Here is a 26853-nt window from a genome sequence, read left to right as displayed (position 1 = left end):
GGGAGCAGGCTTGCGATCGGCATCTGAATTACTCGACTGGAATTGTCCGTTCGACCCAGACGCGCTGCCACGCGATGGCGTAGAACGGCTTCCGGCCCCGGGAGCGGGCGTCCTGGAACGCATCGAGGTGTTGTCCTCGTTCGAGGGCACCGCGCACCAAAGCCCCGTGCATCTGCGCCTCCTCGGCATTGCCCAGTTCCTTGCCGGCCAGCCGTTCCTCGCCATCCGGACACTACTGTCCGTACTCGCCCAGGATCCGGGTCTGTCGGCGGCTCAAGTCGATCTGGCTACCGTCTTCGCCCATACCGAACGCATCGACATGGCCATGACCTGCCTGATCCAGGTGATCGACAGCACCACGGCCAAGGCGATGAGAGGTCCTGCGGCAGCCCGAACGCCGGATAAGTTCCGCTTTCTTCCTGGCACCCCGCAGGCCGCCGAAACCACTGGCCGGTACTACGCCGCCAACGACCTGGTCAGACGACGCAAGGACGAACTGTCCTTCCTCCTCCTGCGCACCGCCGAGGATGCGGAGGCCCGTTCACGCTCCCGGTACCTGCGTGCCGAGGAGGTCCTGCGCCACACCACTGCGCTGATCGCGCTCGGTGAGCTGACCGAGGTCGTGCATCCCTTCGACCAGGCCGCCGAGCTGCTCACGCCCAATCTTTCCTTCCTCGATGGGGCGGAGCTGGAGCAGCTCGCGCGGATCCGTATAGCCGCGGGCCCCACGTCCGCGCGGGACGAGGTACTCGGGCGCCTGCAAAAGACGGCACCGCAGTCGCGCGTCCTGAGGGATCATCACCGGCCCTCCATGCTGGAGCGTCGCCTCCAGGAGCAGGATGCCCGCTTCGAGGCTCAACTGCTGGCCCGTGAGGCGATGAACGGGGTCCAGGGATGGACCAGCCTCCGTCGGCCCATCGACCACCTCGTGCTGCGCGCCCGGGCATCGGACCACCCCGAGCCCTATCGGGCCGCATTGGTACAAGCGCAGGCCGTTCCGGGCGGAGGGGATCACCATTCCTGAAGGCATGCGTGACCCCCGGACCGATTCGGCAGCCCTTCGTAGCGTCATGTCCCCCACGCTCGACGAGGCACTGCGGCACCTCGACCGGGTTCCCGCGTCCCAGTACCCCGCACTTGTCGAAATGCTCCACAGCCTGAGCGAGTTGATGCAGCGGACGAACCGCCCGCACGCGGCCACGCTGGCCAACTTCCTCGCCGCGCGCTTCGACGAATCCACTGCGCACGGCAGGAACGCAGCCGGCGGATCCAGCCCGGCGCCTCCACCTGAGAGCACGTCACAGGGCCTGGTCTCCACGTTCCCTGCCCTGGTGCGCCGCGCGTCGGCAGCATCAGCGCTGCTCCACGCCCACGCACTGATCCGCCGCCATCAACACCTGCTCCCGGATCGACCGGTACAGGCCGCACTTCGGGTCTTCGCCGAGGAGGGCGCCGATCGCGATGACAACGCTCATGTCATCGCCGCGCTCGGGCTGTTCGATGAGGACGGGCCCAGCCAGGTGGCCGCCCGGTTGGACTGGGTCGTGCACCTGTTGAAGTCCGGTCGCCGTAGCAGAGCGCTCCATCATGCGAGGCGCGCGCTGTCTCTGCACTACGCCGTCGGCGACGCCACCTCGCTCGCGCCCGCCCACCTCCAACTGGCCCATATCCTCGGCCAGACCGGCGATCTCCCTGGATGCATCGACGTCCTCCTACGGGCCGACGAAGCCGTCGACAGGACTGACGGGATCCCTGCGGCGGTAAGATTCGACCTTCAAACCGCCCTCATCGACGCGTTGATGGAGCTGTACCGCTACCGCGAGGCCATGTCCGTCCTCGATACCGCCGAGGACCTCATTGCGGGCGGCGGACTCGGGAGGGACACCCCGTCTGATCCGCTACTGGAGATCCTCCTCAACCGTGCTGCGGCCTCCGAAGAGCTCGGAGCGATGAGTGCCGCCATCCGTGCCTACCGGCGCATTCTCGACGGCCCCGAGCTTCCCCGGCACGACATCCCCCGGTCCTGGGTGACGACGCAACTCGCCTCCTGCCTGAAGCGGAGTGGAAGGCGACGGGAGGCCGTCCGACTTCTGACGCGCGAGCTGGAAGCGGCCGAGCAGAAAGGGGCCGCCGAGTCATCCGTGCCGGAGCACTGCGCGCTCGCCTGGCTGCTGCTGGAGCACGACCCGGGTGCCGACGTCGACCGTCATCTCGGCAGTTGCCTTTACGACGGCGTCCGCAGCAGCTGGACCGGTCTCGGCCAGATCTTCGTCATCATGGGTGATCTTGAGCGGCGCGATGGCAATCTCCCCGGAGCCGCCGATTGCTACCGGTACGCCCTCTACCTGGCCCCGGGGCCCGAGCACCTGGAACAGCCGGAGCGGCTCCCCGAGCGCGCCGAGCGCGTCCTTCGCCCACGCGGTGATCTGCCCCTGCCTCCGGCCGACGGGGTACTCACCCCGCTTCTCGCACGCCTGCGCAGCGCCTTCGACAGCGGCGACCCGTCTCCGGACCCTCTCTTGCCGGAGCTGCGGATCATGGCCCGGGAGCGGCTCTTCCATGTCACCGCGGACCGCAGCGAACGTGCACGATTGGTGGACGAACTGGCGCACAGGATGCGCCAAGCGCTCCAATGGGACCAGGCCGTCACCCTGCGCGAGCTCACCGTTCCCGTCTCCGAAGTGCTGAACCGTACCCGCGGCCCGGTAGCCGCCGCGGCGCTTCTCACCGAGGTGCTGGACCACCACGAGCGACTCGGCCGTCTCGCGGAAGCCGAGTTGGCCCTGACGCTCGCCCAGCTCCTGGCCGAGCTGCCCGCAGGGCCCCAACGCTCCTTCGACACGCTCTGGCACCATCGTGAACTGCGCCTGCGAAACCGGAAGTTGAACAGTATCCACCGGAATGCTGACGAAGAGGCGGGGCAAGCCCAGCCGATCTACGAGGAACTGCTGTCACTCCTCCACCTCCACGGCGTGAACCTGCGCCTCCCCGACCACCGCTCACCCACGGTGCTGGCCTTCGACCTCCATGAGGAAGGCAAGGCCCAGGGGATGATCGACGACCTCTCCCGGATGCCGCTGGCGCCGCCGCCCAATGTCCCCTTCGACCTCTACATCAGAGAGGGCATCCTCCTCACCGCGCAGCGCCGCTTGGCCGCGGGCGACCACCCCGACCGGGCCGCGCGCTGGAGCGAGCACGCGGAGCTACTGGTCGGTCTGCACCGCCGTCTCGAACTGCTTGCCCCCGACTACGTGCGGCTGCGTCGCGCCGAGAGCGCCCGGTTCGACGACGCGGTCCGGCTGGTGGAGCAAGCCGGACCAGCGGAAGGTATGGTGCTCGCTTCCTACTTCGTCGGTGAGGCGCAGACCTTCTGCTTCGTCCTGGCCTCCGGCAGCTCGGAGCCGGTGCTGTACTGCATTCCGTGTGGCCGGGCGGAGCTTCACAACGCAGCCGAGGAGATCCGGCGGACGGTCGACGGAGACCGGACGATATTTCCGACCATCCCGCCCATCAAACCGCGGCGCCCGACGGCCCTGCCGTTGGAGGGCCTGGCTGACCGGCTGCTGCCTTTCCAGGAACTCCTGGAGGGGCACGCACTGTTGTGCGTCGCCCCGCACGGCCCGCTGTCAATGGTGCCGCTCGGCGCCCTACGGCTGAGTGACGGGCGATGCTGCGCACAGCTGGTCGCACTGACCTACGCGCCGAGCGTTTCCGCGTTGCGCTACCTGCGTGCCACCGGTCCCGTCCGGACCGGGGCAGCACTGTGCGTTCGCGTCGCCGACACGGGTGATCTGCAGGACGGCACAGCAGGGTTCGAGGACCATGCGCCGCCAGCGGCCCCCGGCTGGGAGGTCACTTCCCTGACGGGGCAACAGGCCACGCCGGAGCAGGTGTTCGCGGGTCTCGGCCAAGCCGGGCTTGCCTACATCGCCTGCCATGGCTACCGGGATCTCAACGACTCGGAGAACTCCGCACTGATGCTCTCCAACGGCATAGACCGCCCGAGCCTGCGCCTCGACAGCTCCTCGCGGCAGGCCATCCGCATGTTCCTGCGCGCCCGTGACCTTCCCAAGGGGAGCAGGATGCCTGACCGAGTCGTCCTGCGGGCCTGTTCGGCAGGATGGCATGAGCCCGAGCACCCGGGAGAGGACTTCACCGGCCTGCCCCGCGCCCTGCTCCGCGAAGGCACCCGCACGGTAGTCGCCCCAATCTGGCAGGTGGACCGTGACAGCTCGGCCGAGCTGCTCGACCACTTCACGGCCGGCGTGATGCGCGGTCAGCCGGTCTGGCGCGCCCTGTGGGACGCCCAGCAGCGGATGCTGACGGACGAATCACGCCCGTATCTCTCCCACCCCTACCACTGGGCAGCGTTCGTACCGCTCGGAGACTGGAGCTGATGTGTTCACCACCGGCCCTGGCCGGCCCTTCACCGAGCTCTCCGACCGGACGGTGCTGCTGGCCCTGGAAGAGATCACACACACGCTGAACGGCCGCTTTCCGTCGCCCGTAACCGCTGCTTCGCAAGCACAGGACGTCCTCGACGCGCTCTTCGAAGCCACCGACACCCCACCACTTGCAGTCGCCGGAAGCGCTATTGCGGCGCGGCGGATACTCGCGGCATTCGCCCACGAGGAGGAGAGCGCCAATCTGGCAGGCGAGATCTTGGCAGATCCGCCCAAGGACGACCAGATGGGCGGCGAGGATCTGGCCACCGACCTGGTTGTACTCGCGGGCGTCGTAGCCTTCCTCCGACTTCACATCGGCTTCCACTTCAAGCGCAGCAACGGCCGCTCAACCGTCGAGTTCCGGCTGGAACAGAAGCCGCTCACCGATGGCCTGATGGCCTCCCTGGTCCGTACCGTCCTCGACTTCTTCCAGCGTGAGCAGTAGGAAGTGTCTCTTCGATCAGCGGCTCATGTCTTGATCATGCTCAGCATGGAGAGTCGCCGAGGTGACCAGGCAGATGCGCTCGATCGCACTCTTCACCAGCACAGTGGGACGCCCGGTCACGTACGGCAGAAAGGCAATCTCTGCTCTTGGTTCGGACGAACCCCTGAAGGTTCGTCGGACTGCCACCACGGGGGCCTTCGCCTTCGGGAGCATGCATGGTTCTGCCGCCACCACGTACGAGACCGGAGTTCTTCACCAAACTGAGTTGTCATCAGCCGAGGTTGATCCGGACCACTACCGCCGGCTTCACCGGCGTGTACGCCAAATCCGCCCCAGACACGTGCACCATCGCACTGGTCGGCGCCGACGTGCCGAGAAGACCATCGCCTGGGAAACCATGCCGAAGATCCCGCTCGGCAGCACCTCGGTAGAGGAGAAGCCGGACCACAGGCTGATCAGTCCGCCATCTTGTAGCCCGACAAAAGGGCCAAGTTCGTGAGACAAGATGCCGTGACCCACGAATCAGACATGCCTCAAACACGCAGGTCGCTACAACGGAACAGGACACTCCCATTGCGGGCCTACGCGACCCCGCGGCGGGGCCACGCGTCGTCCGCTGAGATGAGTCGCCGGCACACCATGGGCACGGTCTGCCACGCGACCCGGCACCTCGATCAGACGGTCGCCACACCGCTGACCGGTGTGCCGACGGCCCCAAGCGGGCCCCTTGTCTCCAGCGGCTGGTATCTCTTGTGAAGAAGGCGCCCTTTTGGTGTATGGGTACCCTATGGATACTGACTTGCTCGACGAAACCATCAGGTCCTGACTCCCCGCCTTCGCCATGGATGCTGCGCTGACTGCTGCCGGCCTGGCCGGAGCACACGTCGCCCCGCCGAATCGACTGATCCGGCGGGGCGAAGCCGGCCGACAGTCTCAGCCGGCCGGGCGGGCGGGCGGGCGGCGCGGGCCGCGAGGCTGTCAGGCAGCACTCGACGGCCCTGCCGCGGTGAGGCCGTCAGTAGTCGATGTGGCCTGAGACCTTGGCCGTTCCCTCGAATTGCAGGAAGAACTGGGTGCCGTTCAGCACGTCCTCGGCGGCGAGGCCCCAACGGCCCTGGTGCAGGGGGCGCCAGCCGTTGCAGGTCCAGCCGGAGCCCTTCTTGAAGCACGTCCGCACGTCGAGGTTGCGGGCGGGCTTGACGTTGATGTCGTCGCATCGGGCGGTCGTGGTGGCGTACGTGCCGCGCTTGGGCCAGTACGAGGGGTCGTTGGGGCCGGTCCCCGGATAGCTGGTGAAGGACGGCGCGTCTTCCAGGCACTTCCGCGCGATGCCGGTGGTGTCCGAGGCCGTGGCGGGTCCGGCCGTCGCGGTGACCGTGCCGCTTCCGAGCAGCAGGGCCGCTGCGGTGAGCGGTATGAAGATGAAGGTTTTCCGCATGGTTCAACCCTTTCCTTCGGTGTCTTCGGTGCGGACCGGGCGGTGCCCGTCGGGTGCCGGAGAATCACGTGGACGGGAGCGGAACATCGCTGTCGTCCAGCGGGCCGATTGCCCCTTTCGAACAGGCGGCGTCGGGTGGTGTCCGGCCGGGCGGTCGTGGTCGCGGAGACGAGTCCAGCGGCTCGCGAGTTGTTCGGCAGCCCACTCCCTGCCGCCAAACAACCTGACCGGTCTGGCCGGTAGGGCACTTGCCGCGCCAGAGCCCCCATCCATAACGTGGAATGTTGCTTTATCCGCTGATCGGGGGCGCGTGTGGGGAGGCCGGAGAAGCAACTCGACCCCGGGTCCGGGCCGGTCCAGCGATTCGCCTGTGAATTAAGGAAGCTGCGTCAGAAGGCCGGGCTTTCCTACCGGGCCATGTCCCAGCGCGCGGGCTATTCGCCCACTGTCCTGTCCCAGGCCGCCGGCGGCGACCGGCTGCCGTCCCCGCGCGTCGTACGGGCCTACGCCGACGCGTGCGGCGCGGACCCCGACGAGTGGGAGGAGAGGCGGCGGGCCGCGGCCGAGGAAGAGGCCCGGCGGCCCGTCCCGGACGCGGGCGGCGACGCCGCGTCTCCGCCGTACCGGGGGCTCGCCCGGTACGAACCCGGTGACGCCGCCCTCTTCTTCGGCCGCACACGGCTGACCGAGGAACTGGTGGAATTGGCGGGCCGGAGGAAGGTGACCGTGGTGCTGGGCCCGTCCGGCAGCGGCAAGTCGTCCCTGCTGCGCGCCGGACTGATCACCCGGCTGCGCACGGCGCCCCACGCCGGGCCGCGGCCGGCGGCGGTGCGGATCCTCACACCCGGCAGCCGGCCCCCGCGATCAGCCGATCCGGTGCTGGCGCCCGCCGACGGGGAAGGCGACACCTGGCTGATCGTCGACCAGTTCGAAGAGGTATTCACCCTCTGCCAGGACTCGGGCGAGCGGGCGCGCTTCATCGCCGCCCTGCTGGCCGCCGAGGAACCCGGCCACCGATTACGCGTCGTACTCGCGGTACGGGCCGACTTCTACCCCCACTGCCTCGAACACCCCGGCCTCGCGGCCGCCGTCCGCCACGCCGGTCTGCCCGTCGCCCCGCTCTCACCCGGCGAACTCCGCGAGGCGATCGTCAAACCCGCGGCCGCGGCCGGGCTGCTCGTCGAACGCGCCCTCACCGCACGGCTGATCAAGGAAGCCGCCGAGGAACCTGGCAGCCTGCCCCTGCTCTCCCACGCCCTGCTGGAGACCTGGCGCCGCCGCAGCGGTCGCACCCTCACCCTCGACGCGTACGAAACCACCGGAGGGCTGCGCGGAGCCATCGCCCAGACTGCCGAAACCCTCTACACCGGCCTGCCCGACCAGCTTGCGGCGCAGGTCCGCCGGATCCTCCTCCGCCTCATCACCCCCGGCCAGGGCGCACCCGACACCCGCAACCCTGTCGGCCGCACCGAATTCGACGCCGCACCCGGCGCCCATACCGGCGAGGCCCTCGAACTGCTCGCCCGAGCCCGCCTCGTCACTCTTGACGAGAACACCGTCGACCTCGCCCACGAAGCCCTCGTCACCGCCTGGCCCCGCCTGGCGCAATGGGTGGACGGAGACCGCGAACGCCTCATCCTGCTGCGACGGCTGACCGACGCCGCCCGCATCTGGGACGAACTCGGCAGGGAAGAAGCCAGCCTCTACCGGGGTACCCGGCTCGCCACCGCGGCAGAAGCCTTCGCGGCGCCGGGGCGACGTGGTGAACTCACCGCCCTGGAAAGCGACTTCATCGACGCGGGCCTCGCCGTGCGCGCGAAGGAGCGCCGTGCCGCATCACGTGCCGCGCACCGGCTGCGTACGCTCACCCTCGCCGGGTCCCTCCTCCTCGTCCTCGCCCTCATCGCCGGAGGCATAGCCTGGCAGCAGAGTCGGCTCAGCTCGCGTGAACAGCGGTTGACGGCGGCGCGCCGGGTCGCTCAGGTGGCGCAGGGGCTGTGGTCGACCGACCCGAGGAGAGCGGCGCGGCTGAGCGTCGCCGCATGGCGCGTCGCGAAGCTTCCCGAGACCCGCTCCGCGGTGGTGGCGGCCATGGCCCAGCGGGTGGCGGACGTACTCGCGGTGCCCACGAGAGGTCCTATGGAGGGGCTCACCTCGCTGAGCGCCGACGGCCGGATCCTGCGGGTCCTCTCCGGCGGGGACCGGCTTGAGGAGTGGGACGTCGCCGGTCACCGCCGGGTGGCCGCACGCGAGATCTCGGGAAACGAGGATCATGCCAACCTGTCCGGCGGAGTCAGCCCTGATGGGAGGTATGTCGCCGGGGTCAGTACCGATGATTCCGTGCACTTCGTGCTGTGGGACACGATCGCCGGCACACGGCGCGAGATTCCCGCCACGGCCCGCACCGAGTCGCAAGCGTCCGGAGTCTTCTGGGCGGGCAGCAGCCGGATGGTGGGCGTCACCTTCGACGACCGCGTCGAACTGTGGGACAGCCGGCACCTGCGCAGGACGCTGAGCTGGAAGGTCGGCGCCGTGTCCAAGGGGCGCCTCCCGTCGAGGGCGAACCGGCTGCGGCTCAGCGTCAGTCAGGACGGGCGACTGGCAGCCGTGTGCGGGTCCGGGGGCCGTTTGGAGTTGTGGGACGTGTCGGCCCGACGCCGGCTGAGCGACGAGTGGCCGGGGGAAGAGGCCGGGCTCGGGGACTGCGCCCAGGTGGTTCTCCGCCTCACCGCCGACGGCCGGACCCTGGGCGTCCTCGACCGCTCCGGCCTCCGCATCCTGGACACCTCGTCGGGGCGGCGGACCGGCGCCATCGCGTACCCGCTCCTGCGCTCCTTCAGCTTCAGCTCCGACATGAAGTTCGTGGTGGCCGCGAGCGCGGACGAGGTACTGCTGTGGCGGCTCGACGCCCAGGCGGACAGCCCGGCAGGCCAGACGGGCCAGACAGGCCAGACGGGCCAGACAGGTCAGAAAGGCGAAGGGCGGGCCGTGGACCGGCACGAAGCCGCGGCGCCTGTGTTCCGGCACCCGCTGCTCGGCGACAAGGCCGCCTCGGTCACCATCGACTCCGGCGCCGGCCGTATCCGGTACCTGGGGTCCGGGGCCGGTGAGGAAGCGCTCGTACGCACCATCGATCCCGGGCCCGCGCTCACCGCCGCCTGGCGGACCGCCCCGGCCGATGCCTCCCTTCTCAGCCCGGACGGCCGTCGTCTCCTCACTGCTCGGAAGACCGGCGGCGCCGAGCGGTTCGAGCTGCACGACACCCAGGGCAGCGCCCCGGCGATCCGGCTTCCGCCCGTCCGGCCGCTGCCGGGCCGGCGGGGAACGCCCGTATACGGCGTCACACCCATGGCATTCAGCTCCGACGGCCGCTACCTCGCCTACACCGCCGACGTCCCGGCCTCCGTCACCATCTGGGACACCGCCAACCGGCGAGTGCACACCACATTCACCCCGGCCGACGACAGCGAGCAGCCCGACGCTCTGGCCCTGCGCTCACGCGACGGCGCGCTGTCCGCATACGGCGCCACCCTCACCGACGTGCTGGACCTCCTGACCGGAGAACGTCTGAATCTCACGCCCGCTTACCGCTCCTCCTCGCCGAGCCTGGCTCTGCGCCCCGACGGCAAGCTCCTCGTCTCCGACGACGGCACCGTCAGCGAGCTGCCCAGCGGCCGTGCCGCCCACCGCAACCTGGGTCAAGGAAACGGCTCACCCCTGCTGTTCAGCCCGGACGGCCGCTATCTCGCCGTCGGCAACACCACGGGTGAGGTCACCCTCTGGGACGGCGACGCCCGACATCGACTCGGTGTGCTCTCCGCCGCACAGGGCCCGGCCCGTCTCGGCGGTGCGGAAGCCACCGCCGCACTCGCCTTCTCACCCGACGGCCGCACCCTGGCCGCCGCCGGACGCTCCGGCAGCCTCAGGCTCTGGGACCTCCCCTCCCGCCAGCCCCTCGGCGTCGGCCTCCCCACCCCCGGCGACGAGATCCACTCCATCGCCTTCGACCGGACCGGCACACGACTCCACGTCGCCGGCGCCCACACTCCGCCTCAGCGGATCCCCCTCGCACCCGCTCGGCTCGTCGCCGACCTCTGCGCCCGCACCGGCCCCCTCACCCCTGACGAGTGGCACACCTATCTCCCTGATCTCCCCTACCGGAAGACCTGCTGACCGCGGTGCGCACCCATCGGCCCGCGAATTGACCTTCGAGCCGGTTGAACGTCCACGATCGCTTCCATGAACGACGAGGATGACGACGCGCCGCTGCTGAGCATCGGCGCCTTCGCCCGCTGCGTGGGGCTGGCCCCCAGTGCGCTGCGGTTCTACGACGACTGCGATGTGCTGCGGCCCGCCAGGGTGGACGAGGCCACCGGGTACCGCTACTACGCCCGCGCCCAGCGGCCGCGGGCCGTCGCGTTGCGCAGGCTGCGGGCCGCGGGGCTGCCGTTGGCCGAGGCGGCGGCGGTGCTCGACGGGGAGCCCGAGGAGGCCCGCCGGGTGCTGCACGGGCATCTGCTCCGGACGCGGGATCTGGCCGAGGCGACGCGTGCGGCCGTCGAGGAGATCCTGCGCACGCTGCCGGGCGGCGGCGGGCGCGCGGCGGCCGTCGTCGGCGGGCCTGAACTCGCCGGCGCGCTGCGGCAGGTCGCGCCGGCCGTGGCGCGCGGCGCGGCCCGCGAGGAGTTCCCGGTCCTCGGCAACGTACTGATCGAACTCGACGGCCAGGAGGTGCGGCTGGTGGCCACCGACCGCTACCGCCTCGCCGTCCGCGTTCTGCCGGGGCGCTCGATGGCGGGCGGGCCCGGCCGGGCGCTGGTCGACGCCGATCTGCTGGCGGACGTCGGCGGCTGGGCGCTGCGCGGTACGGACGTCCGTATCGAGGTCGAGGGAGGGCGGGCCGTGCTGCGCGCCGACGACGGGCCGGAGCGCGCCCTGCCGGGGGCCGACGGCGCGTTCCCCTCGTACCGCGTGATGCTCGACGCCCTCGCGCCCGTACGGACCCGCGTGATCACCGACCGGGGCGCGCTGCGGGCGGCCCTCGACGGGCGGCACGGCGAGGGCGAGGGCGGGAGCGTGGTGCGCGTCCGCGCCGAGGAGCGGGAACTCGCCCTGAGCCGGGGCGACTCGCCGCCGACGGCCTTGCGCGCCGTGTGCACGGGGCCGCCGCAGGACCTCGTCTTCGACCCCGCCGTGCTGCTGCCGGCCCTGGAGGCGAGCGTCGGCCCCGACGTCCTGCTGGAGATCGCCTCCGCCGCCGAACCGGTCGTCGTCCGCTCCGCGGACCAGGGCAGTTTCACCATGCTGGTCATGCCGGTGCACGACGGCGTCTGACACGACGGCTTATGAGCGGTACCGAGGAGGCGAAGATCATGATGGACCCCGGCAATCCCGTCGTACGGCTCTGCGTCCAGGGCATGGAGGCCGAGACCCGCGGCGCCGGCGCCGACGCCGACGCCCGCCGGCTGTTCGTACGCGCCTGGGAGACGGCCGCCGACGACTACGAGGCATGCGTGGCCGCCCACTACGTCGCGCGGCACCAGCCCACCGCGCGAGCGACCCTCAACTGGAACGCGGAGTGCCTGCGCCGGGCCGAGCTGGTCGGCGACGAGCGGGTGCGCGGCTTCTTCCCGTCGCTGCATCTGAACATGGCGCGGGCGCACCAGGAGCTCGGCGACCGCGTCAGCGCCCGCGAGCACTTCCGGCGGGCCGCCGGGGCGCTGGCGGACGCGCCGCCGGGGCCGTACGGCGACTGGGGCCGTTACGCGGTCGCCGAAGGGCTGCGGGGCACGGGCGGAGTGGACGGGCGTGCCGACGAGTATGACGGGCGGCTTCGGGAACTGGTCACCGGGCTGTGCGCCCGCGCGGATCTCGTCTCGCTGGCCCTGGTGCTGCCCGCCTTCGTGGGCGACCTCGGCACGGACGGCGACCGGGTCCGGCTGCTGACGGCGCTCGGCCTGCTCCACGCGGGGCGGCGGCTGCCCGCCGCGGAGCAGGCGTCGCTCGGCGAGATCATCGCTTCCCTCCGGGCGCGGGCGGATCCGGACGCCTTGTGATGTGTGCACGTCAGGCGGAAGGGTTCCGAATCCGGGGCGTTATGTGCGGCTCGGTCGCGGAATGCCTGCCTCCCGAGTCGGGGCCGCGGCGCGGGCATGGCAGGCTTGGGGCATGGCCGTGCAGATCAACCCCAGCATCCTGTCCGCGGACTTCTCCCGGCTCGCCGACGAGGCGAGCCGCGTAGGAGGCCCCGGCGGCGCCGACTGGCTCCACGTGGACGTCATGGACAACCACTTCGTTCCGAACCTCACGCTCGGCGTGCCGGTCGTCGAGTCGCTGAGCAGGGCCTCGGACATCCCGCTGGACTGTCATCTGATGATCGAGGAGCCGGACCGCTGGGCGCCCGCGTACGTCGAGGCCGGGGCCGGGTCCGTCACCTTCCACGCGGAGGCCGCCGCCGCGCCCGTACGGCTCGCGCGCGAGATCCGGGCCAAGGGGGCGCGGGCGTCCATGGCGCTCAAGCCCGCCACGCCCATCGAGCCGTACGAGGACCTGCTGCCCGAGCTGGACATGCTGCTGATCATGACGGTCGAGCCCGGCTTCGGCGGCCAGGCGTTCCTCGACATCATGCTGCCCAAGATCCGCCGCACCCGGCAGCTGATCGCCAAGCACGGGCTGGAGCTGTGGCTCCAGGTGGACGGCGGGGTGTCGGCGACCACCATCGAGCGGTGTGCCGAGGCCGGCGCCGACGTCTTCGTCGCGGGTTCGGCCGTCTACGGCGCGGAGGACCCGGCGGAGGCCGTACGCTCCCTGCGTTCGATGGCCGAAGAGAACACCGGAGAGGCGGGCTGGTCGTGCGACCACTCGGCCACGGGGAAGTGAACTCGAAGGTCAGGGCCTGAGCGGCGCCCGCGGCATCTGACAGGATGACGGTGGTGTCCGCGCCGCGGACCCACGCGCACGCACAGAACTTGAACTCATCGCTTCAATCCGTACCTTGAACCAAGTCTTGAACTAAGTAAGGAGACCGCGGTGTCGACGGGCCGTTCAGCCACGCGGATGGGACCCGCCGAGCTCGTTCAGGCGGCGGCCATGGCCCGCCGCTTCTACCTGGAGGGCAAGTCCAAGATCCAGATCGCCGAGGAGTTCGGCGTCAGCCGCTTCAAGGTCGCGCGCGTCCTGGAGACCGCGCTCGAACACGACCTCGTGCGGATCGAGATCAGGGTGCCCGCGGAGCTCGACGCGGAGCGTTCCGATGCGCTCCGGGCCCGGTACGGCCTGCGCCACGCCGTGGTCGTGGAGTCCCCGGCCGACGCCAGCGACGACGCGCCCGACCCGGAGAACCTCGGCGAGGTGGCGGCCGACCTGCTGGGCGAGCTCGTCGCCGAGGGCGATGTGCTCGGCCTCGCCTGGGGCCGCTCCACCATCCACATGGCCGCGGCCCTGCACCGGCTGCCGCCGTGCACCGTCGTCCAGCTCACCGGCGTGTACGACGCGGGCACCGCCGAGCGCGGCTCCGTCGAGGCCGTACGGCGGGCCGCCCAGGTCTCCGGCGGCGAGGCCCACCCCATCTACGCGCCGATGCTGCTGCCCGACTCGGCCACCGCCGCCGCGCTGCGCAACCAGACCGGCATCGCCCGCGCCTTCGAGTACTTCGACAAGGTCACGGTCGCCGCCGTCTCCATCGGCTCCTGGGAGCCCGGCATCTCCACCGTGTACGACATGCTCTCCGCCGAGGAGCGGGCGCGCTACGCCTCCTTCGGCGTCGCCGCCGAGATGTCCGCGCACCTCTTCGACGCGGACGGGCGCCGCGTCGGCCGGGACCTCGGGGAGCGCTGCATCACCGTCGAGGCCGACCGGCTGCGGCGCATACCGGAGGTCGTCGCCATCGCCGGCGGGTCGCGCAAGGCTGCCGCGATCGGGGCCGTGCTCCGCTCCGGGCTCGTCACCAGCCTGGTCACGGACACCGCCGCCGCCGACTACCTGCTCCTGGAGACCGGGCCCGGCCCGCGCCCCGCACTGGACCGGGCGGACCCGGACGGCGCGTAACGCGCACGGGGGGCACGGGCCGGGGCAGGGCCGCGGGTCCGCCCGCGGCCCCTGCTCAGCGGCGCGCCGCTACGGGCGTACGGACCGGGGCGCACCGCCCGCGCCTCTCGCTCGTACGCCCCCGGAACCACCCCCGTCGCACGCCGCCGCCCCCGTCACCGGGCGGCGGCGTGCGGGGCTCCCGGCTGCAGGCCGTGGAGGGCCGGGTGGCCGCGGTAGGGCGTGAGACCGGCGCGCATCGACTGGACCGCGCTGCCCACCGTGTGGGAGCGCAGCCCGCCTCCGGCCCGCAGGAACTCCCGCCAGTTCGCGCACGCCTCCTCCAACTGGCCCATCTCCAGCAGGACTTCCGCCTGCCGGGCCAGGGTCAGCGCGCGGCCCCGGCGGTCCGCCGGGGCGCGGTGGCGCAGCGACTGCTCCAGCGCGCGGGACGCCGCCGTGAGCTGCCCCAGGCGGTGCAGCGTCTCGGCGGTCTGGAACGCCAGCGCCGCGGGCGGGTAGTGCGCGAAGGGGCCGTCCTCCGGCGGCCGGTCGCCGGAGCGGTCCCAGGAGCGCTCCCCGGCGCGTTCGGCGGCCGTGAGCGCGGCCAGCGCCGCGTGCTTGTCGCCGGTGGCCGCGTGGGTCAGCGCCAGCTGGGCCAGGGCGAACGCCCGTACCGCGTGCGGCGCGTGCGCGGGCAGCGCCTCGACCGCCGCCTCCACGCAGTGCAGCGCGGTCCGGTGGTGCCCCAGGGCCAGGGACTGAGCGCCTATCGCGCGCAGCGCCACGGCCCAAGTGACGCGGTCGCGGGTCTGGTTGGCGAGCTCCATGGCGAGGCGCAGATACCGCTGCGCCAGGCCGTGTCCCGACATGTCGGAGTGCATCCGGGCCAGTACGAACGCGAGCCGGGCGGTCTCGGTGCGCAGCGTGTCGCGCACGTCCCGCGGACCCGGGGCGCGCAGCCAGGGCACGGCCGTGTCCGCGATGCAGGCGGCCAGCGCCACCCGGGCGTGCGCGCCCCCGTGCGCCTCCATCGAGGAGGCGAAGAACCGCACCGCGCCGCGCAACACCGTGACCTCGCACGGCCCTACGCGCATGCGCTCGGCCGACAGCGGCTCCGCCGGGGCCTCCTCCGGCTCCGCCCAGACCGGCACGTGCGACACCGCCGCCCGGAACGGGCGCAGCAGCAGCGGCGCCCGCGTCACGGGGTCCGTGTCCTGCCGGCTCAGCACGGCAAGGGCGTTGACGGTCTCGGCGGCCCCGGCCCGCCGGGCGGCCGTCGGCGGTTCCTTGGGGTGCCGGGGTGACGGGGGAGGCTGGGGAGGCGTCTCCTCGAACCCCGCGGCGCTCACCGTCATCGCCCGCCCCGTCCTGCGCGTGAGCGCCTCGACGATCAACTGCGGCACGGGGGCGTTCGGCCGGGTGCCCGCCAGCCAGTGCGATACGGAGCTGCGGTCGTACGCGAGGCTCAGTCCGATCTCCGAGCCGACCGAATTGACCGCTCGGGCGAATGCCTCATGGGTCCATCCCGCCTCGCGCAGCAGCGCGCGCAATCGCTCATTGGGGCACCGTCGTTCGGCCATCATGCCTCCGGTAAACCGCAAATCATCATTACGGGCCGACTGCCGGGCGGCGGGGCCGGAGGCGGTGCGCGACGCGTGGTCCGGCCGCTGCGGCGGGTCAGCTCTCCTCATTCATCTCACAGCTGCGACGGGGCGTGAAAGGGCGCATTGGACCGTGCGCGGAGCCATATTCCGTCGCGCCGGGCTTTCAACACTTTCAACACATGACGGTGTGTGGTTCGGCCTCATGGATTGACGATTGCGGGTAGTTCTTGATCCATGCCGACCCTTGCCGCTTCTCATCATGAATTCGGACCGATGATGAATCCACAAACGTTCTTGGAGATCACATGACCGCCCGGCCCGCCCGCCGGCGCCGCGTCAAGAAGGCGCTGTCGAGGCTCTGGGCGGCGGCGGTGCTCGCGCGCGGCGAGGAGCCCGGCCGGCAGTCCGAGGTGGCCTGCTCCGGCACGTACGGCGACGGGCCGGGCGAACCGCTGCGGCTCGTCCTGCTCGGGGACTCGGCGGCGCTGTCCATCGGCGTCGAACGCCGCCCCGAGACCGTCGGATCGGTCCTGGCCACCGCGTTGTCGAAGGCCGCCGCCCGCCGCGTCGAACTCCGGGTGCTGGCCCGCTTCGGGGCGCTCAGCGGCTCCTTGAGCCGCCAGGTCGACCGGATGATGCTCGCCCACCCCGGCGTCGCCGTCGTCGCCATCGGCACCAGCGACGTCCTGGCGCCCGTACGGACCCGGACCGCCGCGCGCCACCTGGAGGCCGAGCTGCGGCGGCTCACCGACGCGGGCTGGTCCGTGACGATCGCGACCTGCCCGTACGTGCGCCAGCAGCCCGCCGTACGGCGCTGGGCCCGCTCGCTCACGGCCCGCCGCAGCCGCCGCCTGGCCCGCGCCCAGACGCATGCCGCGCTGCGCTGCGGGGCCCAGTCGGTCTCGCTGTTCGACCACCATCTCGACCTCGGCGCCGAACCCGGCCGGGACCTGCTGTGCGCCGACGGCCTGCACCCCTCAGCGCAGGGCTACGCGCTGCACCTGCGGCGCCTGGTCCCCGCCATCCAGGCCGCCGCGCGCCCCGCGGCCGAGCCCGGCCGGACCCGGCCGCAGGAGCACCGGGCCATGCCCGAGCCCCGGCGGTCGGCCGACGGGCCGGTGGGCGCGGGGGCGTCCTGGCCGTACGGGCGCGAGGTCCCGCTCCGTACCGCCGCCGCGGCGGCGGTCATCATCCCCGGCCTGCAGTGCGCGCCGGGCCGCCCCGGCCGGGCGGTCGTGCGCCTGACGGACTTCCCGCTGCCGCTGAGCCCCTGAGGCTTTGCGTCCCTGAGCCCCTGAGCTCCTGAGGGCCTGTGCCCCTGAGGCCCTGAGTTCCCGAGGCTTTGCGCCAGTCGGTCCCCGCCCGGGGCCTTGTCCCGGCGTCAGCCTCGGCCGATGCCGGCCGTCAGCCGCACTCGCCGCCGGTGCCCATGGTCACGTGGTCGCCGCGGACGTCGTCGGCGCTCAGCGCGACGCCGAGGGCGCGGACGTCGGTCAGCCGCACGTACGGCACGGGCACCGGCGGCAGGACGCGGGTGGAGAAGCCCACGGGGAGCAGGCCGAAGACGCGGCCGGTGAGCCATTCGGCGCGCAGCCGCACCGTGCCGCGGACCGTCAACCGCCGTGCCGACGTGCACAGTTCGCGGTCGCCGCCGTAGGACACCACGGGGTCGTCGAGGACGACGGACTCGGCCCGGCACACGCCGCGGGCGAGGGGCAGGAGCGGGCACAGCAGGCCCGTCACCGTCATGGTCCGGGCGGTGAGCGAGACGACCGGCCCGCCGAGTGCGGGCACGGCCGGGCGGCGGCCCCCGGTCAGACAGCCGGCCAGCGCGGACGCGGCCTCGCGGGCCGACGCGGGGGCCTCTTCCGGAGGCGCCGTGCGGGGGAGCGCGGCGCGCCGGCAGCGCTCGCCGTCCGGCGCGGGGGCCGGGTCCGGAGTTGGGGCGGGGGCGGCGCGTGGCTCCGGCGAGGCGGCGGGGGACGGCGCGGCGGGGGCGCGGGCGCTCGGCGGGGGAGCGGCCGGCCATGCGGGGGAGGCCGTCGCCAGTGAGGTCTGGACCAGGACCGCGAGGGCCGTCCAGCGCGTCGCCGTGCCGGTCACCGCGCCGTCGCGGGCTTGTCGGGCGCGGACGTGGACGGGCGTACCACCGTGGGCGCGGTGGCGGATGCGGGGTCGTGCGCGCGTCCGGTGCCGGGCGCGGGCGGGCGTACCACCGCGGGCGTGGGCACGGACGCGGACGCGCTGTCGGGCAGGGCGGCGTGCGACCGTACCGGCGCAGACGCAGACGCAGACGCAGCCGCGGACGCAGACGCAGACGCGGGTCCGGGCGTCGGCGCCGGTGCGGACGCCTGTGCCGGTACGGGCGCGGGGTCGGGCGCGGACCGCCAGGCCGTCGCGAACGCCCCGCCCAGCACGGCCAGCACCATGCCGACGAGGAAGCCCCCGAGGTTGGCCATCGGGCACGACACCAGCCCCAGCACGATGGCCGCCACGCCGCAGACCGGCGCGCGCCGGGGCCGCAGCAGCAGGAGCACGGCGCAGCCGACGAGGGCGCAGGCGATGAGGACGGCGGAGGTGCCGCCGACCCCCTGGAGGCCGAGCAGTTCGGGGCGGCGCAGCGGGAAGTAGGCCAGTTCGACACCGGCCGCCGCCATCAGCGCGGCGGCGGTGAGCGGGCGTTCGCGCAGACCGCGCAGCCCGCGCGGGCGGGCGCGGGCGGAGGGGCTCACAGACACGAGTGATCACCTGGGCTGATGGCCATGCTGGCGCCCTTGAGGCCGAAGGTGCCCGCGGTGAGCGACCAGGCGCGCAGCCGCATCCGGTCGATGTCCAGGGTGCTGGCCTGCTGCCCGTAGGAGCCGCGCGCGCCGTGCACCCCTTGGACGGCGTCCAGCGTTCCGGCGTCCCGGCCCATCTGCACCCGGCCGAACCGCAGGTCGCCGTCGAGCCGCTTGAGGTCGATGACCAGGTTCTCGGCCTCGACGGGGTGGTCCTCGCCCGACCGGATGGTCAGCGTCACGCTGCCGAACGGGGTGTGCGCGACCGACGACTGGCACAGGTGGGAGATGCGGGCGCTGCCGATGCCCGCCACCGCCACGGGGCGCTGCTTGCCGGCGGCGTCCGAGGCGACGGAGGCGAACTGCACGGCGTCCTTGCCGGCCAGGTGGTCGGCGGCGACCTGGAAGGTGCTGCCTGACACGGCGAAGGTGACGGGGACCGCCGAGGCGGTCGTCGCCCAGACGCTGCCCGCCGCCAGCGCCAGCGCCAGCGGCCCGGCCAGCGCCAGCCGCCGCCAGTCCGTACGGGCCCGCCGCGCCCCGCCGCCCGCTGTTCTCCCCCCGGGTACCGCTCCGTCCCCGGCCGGGCCGCCGGGCTCTTGAGAGGTCATGAATTCCTCCACCGTCGTTATGGCCATGGCAGTGGCCATAACCGCCTCGCGGCGCCGTAGGACACGTGGGCGGGGAGTTTCTGCGCTTTCTCCAGCCGATCGGGCCCATAAACACCGGAGGGGCCGCCGGATCGTCGGGTGTTCCTACAACCGGCGCAGCGCGCAATCGGACGATCGTATTGCGGGGGAAGGGGGCAAGTACCCTGGTGGCATGCGATTCCTCAACCCGCGGACCGGCGCCGTGGAGAGCAGTTCTTCCGTGCCGTACGACCTGACGTACGACGACGTGTTCATGGTGCCGCGCCATTCCGCGGTCGGTTCCCGGCAGGGCGTGGACCTCTCCGCGCCGGACGGGACTGGAACGACCATTCCGCTCGTGGTCGCCAATATGACCGCCATCGCGGGCCGCCGGATGGCCGAGACGGTCGCCCGCCGCGGCGGGCTCGTGGTGATTCCGCAGGACATCCCGATCGACGTCGTCACCGAGGTCATCGGCTGGGTCAAGACGCGCCACCACGTGCTGGACACCCCGATCGTGCTGTCGCCCGCCCAGACCGTCGCCGACGCGCTGGCCCTGCTCTCGAAGCGGGCGCACGGCGCGGGCGTCGTCGTGGACGGCGACCACAAGCCGGTCGGCGTGGTCACCGAGACCGACCTGACCGGCGTGGACCGCTTCACCCAGGTCTCCGAGGTCATGTCCCGGGAGCTGCTGCTCCTCGACGCGGACATAGATCCGCGCGAGGCGTTCAACCGGCTCGACGCCGGGCACCGCAAGCTCGCCCCCGCCGTCGACGCGGACGGCCGGCTCGCGGGCATCCTCACCCGCAAGGGCGCGCTGCGCGCGACGCTCTACACCCCGGCCCTCGACGCGGACGGGAAGCTGCGCGTCGCCGCCGCCGTCGGCATCAACGGCGACGTGGCGGGCAAGGCGAAGGCGCTGCTCGCGGCCGGTGCGGACACCATCGTGGTGGACACCGCGCACGGCCACCAGGACTCGATGATCAGCGCGATCAAGGCGGTGCGGGCGCTCGACCCGCAGGTCCCGATCGTCGCGGGCAACATCGTCGCCGCCGAGGGCGTGCGCGACCTCATCGAGGCCGGCGCGGACATCATCAAGGTGGGCGTGGGCCCCGGCGCCATGTGCACCACCCGGATGATGACGGGCGTGGGCCGCCCGCAGTTCTCCGCCGTGCTGGAGTGCGCCGCCGAGGCGCGCAAGTACGGCAAGCACGTCTGGGCGGATGGCGGCGTGCGGCACCCGCGCGACGTCGCCATGGCGCTGGCCGCCGGCGCCTCGAACGTCATGATCGGTTCCTGGTTCGCCGGTACGTACGAGTCGCCGGGCGACCTCCAGCAGACCGCCGACGGCCGGCTGTACAAGGAGAGCTTCGGCATGGCCTCCGCGCGCGCCGTGCGCAACCGCACCAGCGAGGAGTCCGCGTACGACCGGGCCCGCAAGGGCCTCTTCGAGGAGGGCATCTCCACCTCGCGGATGTTCCTGGACCCGGCCCGGCCCGGCGTCGAGGACCTGATCGACTCGATCATCGCGGGCGTGCGCAGCTCCTGCACGTACGCCGGCGCGGACTCCCTGGCCGAGTTCCAGGAGCGGGCCGTCGTCGGCGTCCAGAGCGCTGCGGGCTACGCCGAGGGCAAGCCCCTGCACGCCAGCTGGAGCTGACTTCGGCGGACCCCGCCACGGGCCCGGCCGCCGCGACCTCGCGGCGGCCGGGCCCGTAGCCGTACAGGCCGTGTTCCGCACCGGTGATTCGCCCCCGCCCGAATCCCTTTCCGGCCTCCGGGCCCCGTGCTGTGCTGGTCCGCATGAGCGAAGAGATGCGCGCGGGAAGCGCGGGAGCGGGACCAGGAACGATCACCCCGGACGGCTGCGCCGTCGAGATGTACGCCCGGATGGCGCCCGATGGCGAGCAGCACGTCATCGCCGGGGCGCTACCGGCCGGGGCCGGGGCCGTACTCGAACTGGGCGCGGGCGCGGGCCGGGTGACGCACGCCCTGCTGGAGCTCGGCTTCGAGGTGGTCGCGGTCGACGAGTCGCCCGAGATGCTGGCGCGGATCCGCGGCGCGCGCACCGTGCGCTCCACGATCGAGGGGCTCGACCTCGGCGAGCGCTTCGACGCGGTGCTGCTCGCCTCCTACCTCGTCAACACCGCCGGGCCCGAGGTCCGCGCCGAGCTGCTGCGCACCTGCCGCCGCCATGTGCGGGACGACGGCTGCGTGCTGATCCAGCGCGAGGGCGCGGGCTGGAACGACCCCGCGAACGTGCCCCGCGAGCACCGGCGCGGCCCGCTGCGGATCACGGTGGCCGCCGCCGAGCCGCTCGGGCCGGGCGTGACGTCCGTACGCATGGAGTACGAGTTCGAGGGGCGCCGCTGGAGCCAGACGCACACCTCCCACGAGCTGGACGAGGCGGCCGTCGAAGAGGCCCTCGCTGAGGCCGGGCTGCGGGTCGACGCCTATCTCACCGACGACCGGATCTGGCTGCGGGCGGTACCGCAATGTACTGATTGATGACATGAGGAGCAACGTTTCCCCATTCGGCCGCCCCCTGCGCAACGATCGTGCGCCGGTGCGCAAGAATGATGCATTACGGGCGTACGCACCCGGCTCGTAGGGTCGTGCGCTGTACGTGGAGTGGCGGGGACCGCCTGCTCGGCGGTCCCTCGGCTACGGGTTGTGCGCGCCTTCCGCGCGCCTGCCGCCCGGGTCCGCCGCCGGTCGCCGCCCGACCGGCAGCGATGAAGGAGCCACCCCAGTGTTGGAGCACGGCGCAGCGCCCCCGGCCGCGGATCCCGGGCGGCCCCCGCGGACGCCCGCCGGCCCCGTCGGTCGCATCATGCGGCGCAAGCCCGTCGAGCTGCTGGTCGCCGAGAGCGGGCAGGGCGAGGGCGGCTCGCTGCGGCGCTCCCTGGGCATGTGGCAGCTGACGATGATCAGCATCGGGGCGACGCTGGGCACCGGCATCTTCGTCGTGCTCGGCGAGGCGGTGCCCAAGGCCGGACCCGCCGTGATGATCTCCTTCGTCCTCGCCGGGGTGACCGCGCTCTTCTCCGCCCTCTCCTACGCCGAGCTGGCGGGCACCATCCCCGTCTCCGGCTCCTCCTACTCGTACACCTACGCCACCCTCGGCGAACTCGTCGCCTGGGTCTGCGGCTGGTGCCTGATCCTGGAGTACGGGGTCTCCGTCGCGGCCGTCGCCGTCGGCTGGGGCCAGTACCTCAACGAACTCCTCGACGGGACCCTCGGCGTCACCATCCCCGCGGCGCTCGCGAGCCCGCCCGGCGACGGCGGCGTCTTCAACCTGCCCGCGCTCCTCGTGGTGGCGCTCTGCATGGCCTTCCTGCTCGGCGGCGCCCGCGAGAGCGCCCGCGCCAACGCCATCATGGTCGGCGTGAAGATCGTGGCGCTGCTGCTCTTCTGCGCCGTCGCCTTCACCGGCATCCGGGCCGGCAACTACACGCCGTTCCTGCCGCTCGGCCTCGGCGGCGTCAGCGCCGCCGGAGCCACCCTCTTCTTCTCCTACATCGGCTTCGACGCCGCCTCCACCGCCGGCGAGGAGGCCAAGGACGCCAAGCGCGACCTGCCGCGCGCGATCATGCTGTCCCTGCTGATCGTCACCGCGCTGTACGTGCTGGTCGCGGCCGTCGCCGTGGGGGCCATGCCCTGGCGCTCGTTCAAGGGCTCCGAGGCCGCCCTCGCCGGGATCATGGAGGACGTCACCGGGCAGAGCTTCTGGGCCGTGCTGCTCGCGGCAGGCGCGGTCATCGCCATCGCCAGCGTCGTGCTGACCGTGCTCTACGGTCAGACCCGCATCCTCTTCGCGATGGCCCGCGACGGCCTCGTGCCCAAGGTCTTCGGCAGGGTCCACGCGCGCACCGGCGTCCCCCGCGCCAACACCGTCCTCGTCTCCCTCTTCTGCGGCGTCCTGGCCGCCGCGATCCCGCTCGGCCAGCTCGCCGACGCCACCAGCATCGGCACGCTCTTCGCGTTCGCGCTGGTCAACGTGGCCGTCATCGTGCTGCGCCGGACCCGCCCCGAGATGCACCGCACCTTCCGGGTGCCGCTCGCCCCGCTCTTCCCGGCCGTCGGTTTCGTCCTGTGCGTCTACATGATGGGTAGTCTGTCCCCCATCACATGGGTCGTTTTCGCGGCATGGATGGCGGTCGGCCTCGTGATCTACTTCGGGTACGGCATGAACCGCTCGCGGCTGGCCCGCGACGCCCGGCCCGCCCCGGAAGACCCGCAGGCACCCGTAGAAAAGTGACCCGTCCGCACGTGCGCCAGATGAACGAGCTCGACCAGCGCATCGTCCACGCCCTCGCCCAGGACGCCCGCCGCTCCTACGCCGACATCGGCGCCGAGGTCGGCCTCTCCGCGCCCGCCGTCAAGCGGCGCGTGGACCGGCTGCGCGCCGAGGGCGCCATCACGGGCTTCACCGTCCGGGTGGACCCGGCGGCCCTCGGCTGGGAGACCGAGGGGTTCATCGAGCTGTACTGCCGCCGCAACACCTCGCCCGAATCGATCCACCGCGGCCTCGCCCGCTACCCGGAAGTGGCGTCCGCCTCCACCGTCACCGGCGAGGCCGACGCCATCGTCCAGGTCTTCGCCTCCGACATGCGCCACTTCGAACGGGTGCTGGAGCGCATCGCGGGGGAGCCGTTCGTCGAGCGCACCAAGTCCGTCCTCGTGCTCTCCCCGCTGCTGCGCCGGTTCACCTCCGGCGCGCCCTCCTGAGCCGTTCCGCCACGCGCGCGAGGCGCGGCGCAATGAATCGCCGCCCGGTCCGTACAACACGCAACGAATCGTCCGGGAACGCGCAACAGAGGCCGCTTGTCCGGCGCTGAGCGGAAAACGTAGCGTCGGTACATCCCGGCGATCGCCTCTTCGGCGCCGGTCCGCCGCCCCCCCGAACCCGGTGAAGAGGTGCCCCATGCCGTCGCTGCGCATCGCGCTGTACCAAGGTCCCGGCGGTGTCCCCGAGACCACCGCGGACAGCGTCGCCGCGCTCGCCGCCGCCGCCCGCCGGGCGGCGGAATCGGGGGCCCGGCTGCTGCTCGCCAGCGAGCTGTACCTCACCGGGTACGCGATCGGCGAGGACGTCCGGCGCCGCGCCGAGACCGCCTCCGGGCCGGGCGCCGAGGCGGTCGCCCGCATCGCCGCGGAGCACGGCCTCGCCATCGGCTACGGCTATCCGGAGCGGGCCGGGGCCGCCCTGTACAACTCCGTCCGGCTCATCGGCCCCGCCGGCGAGCCGCTGGCGAACTACCGCAAGACCCACCTCTTCGGCCCGTTCGAGACGGCCTGCTTCACCCCCGGCGACGACCCCCTCGTCCAGGCCGACCTCGACGGCGTCCGCCTCGGGCTGCTGATCTGCTACGACGTCGAGTTCCCGGAGACCGTACGGGCCCACGCGCTGGCCGGCGCCGAACTGCTGCTCGCGCCGACCGCGCTGATGCGCCCGTACGAGATCGTCCCGCAGACGCTCATCCCGGCCCGCGCCTGGGAGAGCCAGCTCTACCTCGCCTACGCCAACCGCTGCGGCACGGAGGGGGAGTTCGACTTCGCCGGGATGAGCTGCGTCGCCGCGCCCGACGGGACCGTACGGGCGCGGGCCGGCGCGGGCGAGGACCTGATCCTCGCCGACGTCGACACCGACCTCCTGAAGGCGTCCCGCGCCGAGAACAGCTACCTCGCCGACCGGCGGCCCCGGCTGTACACCTCGCTCGTGTGAGCACCCTTTCTTGAAATCCCTCACCCCCCTTTGCCAGTAGGAGAGTCCAGCCGATGACGTCCACGGTGCCCACCGCCGTCCACGACGAGCAGGCCGAGCCCGCCCTGCCGCCCATCACCATGTTCGGCCCGGACTTCCCCTATGCCTACGACGACTACCTCGCCCACCCGGCGGGCCTCGGCCAGATACCCGCGACCGAGCACGGCACGGAGGTCGCGGTCATCGGCGGCGGCCTCTCCGGCATCGTCACCGCGTACGAGCTGATGAAGATGGGGCTGCGGCCCGTCGTCTACGAGGCGGACCGGATCGGCGGCCGGCTGCGCACCGAGCGCTTCGAGGGCTGCGACGAGTCGCTGACGGCCGAGATGGGCGCGATGCGCTTCCCGCCGTGCTCCACCGCGCTCCAGCACTACATCGACCTGGTCGGGCTGCGGACCGAGCCGTTCCCCAACCCGCTGGCCCCCGACACCCCCTCCACCGTCGTCGACCTCAAGGGCGAGACGCACTACGCCGAGACCGTCGAGGACCTGCCCGAGGTCTACCACCAGGTGATGCACGCCTGGAACGCCTGCCTGGAGGACGGCGCCGACTTCTCCGACATGCAGCACGCCATCCGCGAGCGCGACATCCCGCGCATCCGCGCGATCTGGGCACAGCTCGTCGAGCGGCTCGACAACCAGACCTTCTACGGCTTCCTCTGCGACTCCCCGGCCTTCAAATCTTTCCGGCACCGCGAGATCTTCGGCCAGGTCGGCTTCGGCACCGGCGGCTGGGACACGGACTTCCCCAACTCGATCCTGGAGATCCTGCGCGTCGTCTACACCGGCGCCGACGACGACCACCGGGGGATCGTCGGCGGCAGCCAGCAGCTCCCGCTGCGGCTGTGGGAGCGCGAGCCCGCCAAGACCGTGCACTGGGCGCCCGGCACCTCGCTGGCCTCGCTGCACGGCGGCGACCCGCGCCCGGCCGTGACCCGGATGGACCGTACGGCCGGCAACCGCGTCACCGTCACCGACGCCTCCGGCGACATCCGCACGTACCGGGCGGCGGTCTTCACCGCGCAGTCCTGGATGCTGCTCTCCAAGATCGCTTGTGATGAGGCGCTGCTGCCCATCGACCACTGGACGGCGGTGGAGCGCACCCACTACATGGAGTCGTCCAAGCTCTTCGTCCCCGTCGACCGGCCGTTCTGGCGGGACACCGACGAGGAGACGGGCCGGGACGTGATGAGCATGACGCTCACCGACCGGATGACGCGCGGTACGTATCTGCTGGACGACGGCCCGGACCGGTCCGCCGCCATCTGCCTCTCGTACACCTGGTGCGACGACAGCCTCAAGTGGCTGCCGCTGTCCGCGAACGAGCGGATGGAGGTGATGCTGAAGTCGCTCGGCGAGATCTATCCCAAGGTCGACATCCGCAAGCACATCATCGGCAACCCGGTCACCGTCTCCTGGGAGAACGAGCCCTACTTCATGGGCGCGTTCAAGGCCAACCTCCCCGGCCACTACCGCTACCAGCGGCGGCTGTTCACCCACTTCATGCAGGACGGCCTCGCCGAGGACAAGCGCGGCCTCTTCCTCGCGGGGGACGACATCTCCTGGACCGCCGGCTGGGCGGAGGGCGCCGTGCAGACCGCGCTGAACGCCGTGTGGGGCGTGATGCACCACTTCGGCGGCGCGACGGACCCGGCCAACCCCGGTCCGGGCGACCGCTTCGAGGAGATCGCGCCCGTGGAGCTCCCCGAGGACTGAGG

The 26853-nt window shown here is 72.2% G+C and carries 20 protein-coding genes; 15 read left to right on the top strand and 5 right to left on the bottom strand.

What is annotated here, in order from left to right; genetic code table 11:
- Nucleotides 1-10: 10 nt before the first annotated feature.
- From AB0I49_RS08385 to AB0I49_RS08375, 3 genes are read left to right on the top strand one after another with little or no spacing between them, the layout of a single operon-like run.
- Nucleotides 11-1024 (top strand): hypothetical protein, encoded by a 1014-nt coding sequence (locus AB0I49_RS08385; protein ID WP_363226038.1) that lies wholly within the window; start codon nt 11-13, stop codon nt 1022-1024.
- A gap of 46 nt (nt 1025-1070) precedes the next feature.
- On the top strand, nt 1071-4397 hold the full coding sequence (locus AB0I49_RS08380) for a CHAT domain-containing tetratricopeptide repeat protein (protein ID WP_363226037.1): 3327 nt from the start codon (nt 1071-1073) through the stop codon (nt 4395-4397).
- 1 nt (nt 4398) lies between these two features.
- Nucleotides 4399-4890, top strand: coding sequence for a hypothetical protein (locus AB0I49_RS08375; protein ID WP_363226036.1), 492 nt, complete (start codon nt 4399-4401; stop codon nt 4888-4890).
- A gap of 1015 nt (nt 4891-5905) precedes the next feature.
- On the opposite strand, the gene AB0I49_RS08370 is transcribed toward AB0I49_RS08375, so the two are convergent.
- Nucleotides 5906-6328, bottom strand: a complete 423-nt coding sequence (locus AB0I49_RS08370) for a hypothetical protein (protein WP_363226035.1) — start codon at nt 6326-6328, stop codon at nt 5906-5908.
- Between the two features lie 312 nt (nt 6329-6640).
- Between AB0I49_RS08370 and AB0I49_RS08365 the strand changes: the two genes are divergently transcribed.
- The 5 genes from AB0I49_RS08365 (at nt 6641) to AB0I49_RS08345 (ending at nt 14374) form a co-directional block, all read left to right on the top strand.
- A complete protein-coding gene (locus AB0I49_RS08365) occupies nt 6641-10501 on the top strand; it encodes a helix-turn-helix domain-containing protein (protein WP_363226034.1) in 3861 nt (1286 codons plus the stop codon).
- A 66-nt stretch (nt 10502-10567) separates the two neighbouring features.
- Entirely contained in the window at nt 10568-11662 is a 1095-nt protein-coding gene (locus AB0I49_RS08360) for a MerR family transcriptional regulator (protein WP_363226033.1), read from the top strand.
- A gap of 11 nt (nt 11663-11673) precedes the next feature.
- Nucleotides 11674-12384: a hypothetical protein gene (locus AB0I49_RS08355; protein ID WP_363226032.1), complete on the top strand. Its 711-nt coding sequence runs from the start codon at nt 11674-11676 to the stop codon at nt 12382-12384.
- A gap of 112 nt (nt 12385-12496) precedes the next feature.
- Nucleotides 12497-13207 carry a ribulose-phosphate 3-epimerase gene (gene rpe, locus AB0I49_RS08350; RefSeq protein ID WP_363226031.1) on the top strand — a complete coding sequence of 237 codons (711 nt, stop codon included), beginning with the start codon at nt 12497-12499 and terminating at the stop codon, nt 13205-13207.
- A 177-nt stretch (nt 13208-13384) separates the two neighbouring features.
- Nucleotides 13385-14374: a sugar-binding domain-containing protein gene (locus AB0I49_RS08345; RefSeq protein ID WP_363226076.1), complete on the top strand. Its 990-nt coding sequence runs from the start codon at nt 13385-13387 to the stop codon at nt 14372-14374.
- Between the two features lie 155 nt (nt 14375-14529).
- Here AB0I49_RS08345 and AB0I49_RS08340 read toward each other — a convergent pair whose 3' ends face one another.
- Nucleotides 14530-15936, bottom strand: coding sequence for a helix-turn-helix transcriptional regulator (locus AB0I49_RS08340; protein ID WP_363226030.1), 1407 nt, complete (start codon nt 15934-15936; stop codon nt 14530-14532).
- Nucleotides 15937-16265: 329 nt separating this feature from the next.
- On the opposite strand from AB0I49_RS08340, the gene AB0I49_RS08335 reads away from it, so the two are divergent.
- Nucleotides 16266-17234, top strand: coding sequence for a GDSL-type esterase/lipase family protein (locus AB0I49_RS08335; protein WP_363226028.1), 969 nt, complete (start codon nt 16266-16268; stop codon nt 17232-17234).
- Nucleotides 17235-17364: 130 nt separating this feature from the next.
- Here the strand turns inward: AB0I49_RS08335 and AB0I49_RS08330 are convergent, their stop codons facing one another.
- The 3 genes from AB0I49_RS08330 to AB0I49_RS08320 are packed head-to-tail and all read right to left on the bottom strand — an operon-like array spanning nt 17365 to nt 19351.
- Complete coding sequence (locus AB0I49_RS08330) at nt 17365-18063, bottom strand: hypothetical protein (RefSeq protein WP_363226027.1); 699 nt, start codon at nt 18061-18063, stop codon at nt 17365-17367.
- Nucleotides 18060-18698: a DUF6114 domain-containing protein gene (locus AB0I49_RS08325; RefSeq protein WP_363226026.1), complete on the bottom strand. Its 639-nt coding sequence runs from the start codon at nt 18696-18698 to the stop codon at nt 18060-18062. Before AB0I49_RS08325 ends, AB0I49_RS08330 begins: the two co-directional genes overlap by 4 nt.
- The gene (locus AB0I49_RS08320; RefSeq protein ID WP_363226025.1) at nt 18689-19351 is read right to left on the bottom strand and encodes a DUF6230 family protein; all 663 of its coding nucleotides are present in this window, start codon (nt 19349-19351) and stop codon (nt 18689-18691) included. Before AB0I49_RS08320 ends, AB0I49_RS08325 begins: the two co-directional genes overlap by 10 nt.
- Before the next feature lie 211 nt (nt 19352-19562).
- Between AB0I49_RS08320 and AB0I49_RS08315 the strand changes: the two genes are divergently transcribed.
- The 6 genes from AB0I49_RS08315 (at nt 19563) to AB0I49_RS08290 (ending at nt 26851) form a co-directional block, all read left to right on the top strand.
- Nucleotides 19563-21029, top strand: a complete 1467-nt coding sequence (locus tag AB0I49_RS08315; protein ID WP_363226024.1) for a GuaB1 family IMP dehydrogenase-related protein — start codon at nt 19563-19565, stop codon at nt 21027-21029.
- A gap of 143 nt (nt 21030-21172) precedes the next feature.
- Nucleotides 21173-21877, top strand: coding sequence for a class I SAM-dependent methyltransferase (locus AB0I49_RS08310; protein ID WP_363226023.1), 705 nt, complete (start codon nt 21173-21175; stop codon nt 21875-21877).
- A 244-nt stretch (nt 21878-22121) separates the two neighbouring features.
- Nucleotides 22122-23630 (top strand): amino acid permease, encoded by a 1509-nt coding sequence (locus AB0I49_RS08305; protein WP_363226022.1) that lies wholly within the window; start codon nt 22122-22124, stop codon nt 23628-23630.
- 20 nt (nt 23631-23650) lie between these two features.
- Complete coding sequence (locus AB0I49_RS08300) at nt 23651-24100, top strand: Lrp/AsnC family transcriptional regulator (protein ID WP_363226021.1); 450 nt, start codon at nt 23651-23653, stop codon at nt 24098-24100.
- Nucleotides 24101-24296: 196 nt separating this feature from the next.
- A complete protein-coding gene (locus AB0I49_RS08295) occupies nt 24297-25097 on the top strand; it encodes a carbon-nitrogen hydrolase family protein (protein ID WP_363226020.1) in 801 nt (266 codons plus the stop codon).
- 53 nt (nt 25098-25150) lie between these two features.
- On the top strand, nt 25151-26851 hold the full coding sequence (locus AB0I49_RS08290) for an NAD(P)/FAD-dependent oxidoreductase (protein WP_363226019.1): 1701 nt from the start codon (nt 25151-25153) through the stop codon (nt 26849-26851).
- Nucleotides 26852-26853 lie beyond the last annotated feature (2 nt).

It is taken from the genome of Streptomyces sp. NPDC050617 (genome assembly GCF_040654795.1).
Lineage (GTDB): Bacteria > Actinomycetota > Actinomycetes > Streptomycetales > Streptomycetaceae > Streptomyces.
The sequence above is the reverse complement of the archived record's forward strand: the minus strand, read 5'-3'. Positions and strand labels throughout refer to the sequence as shown.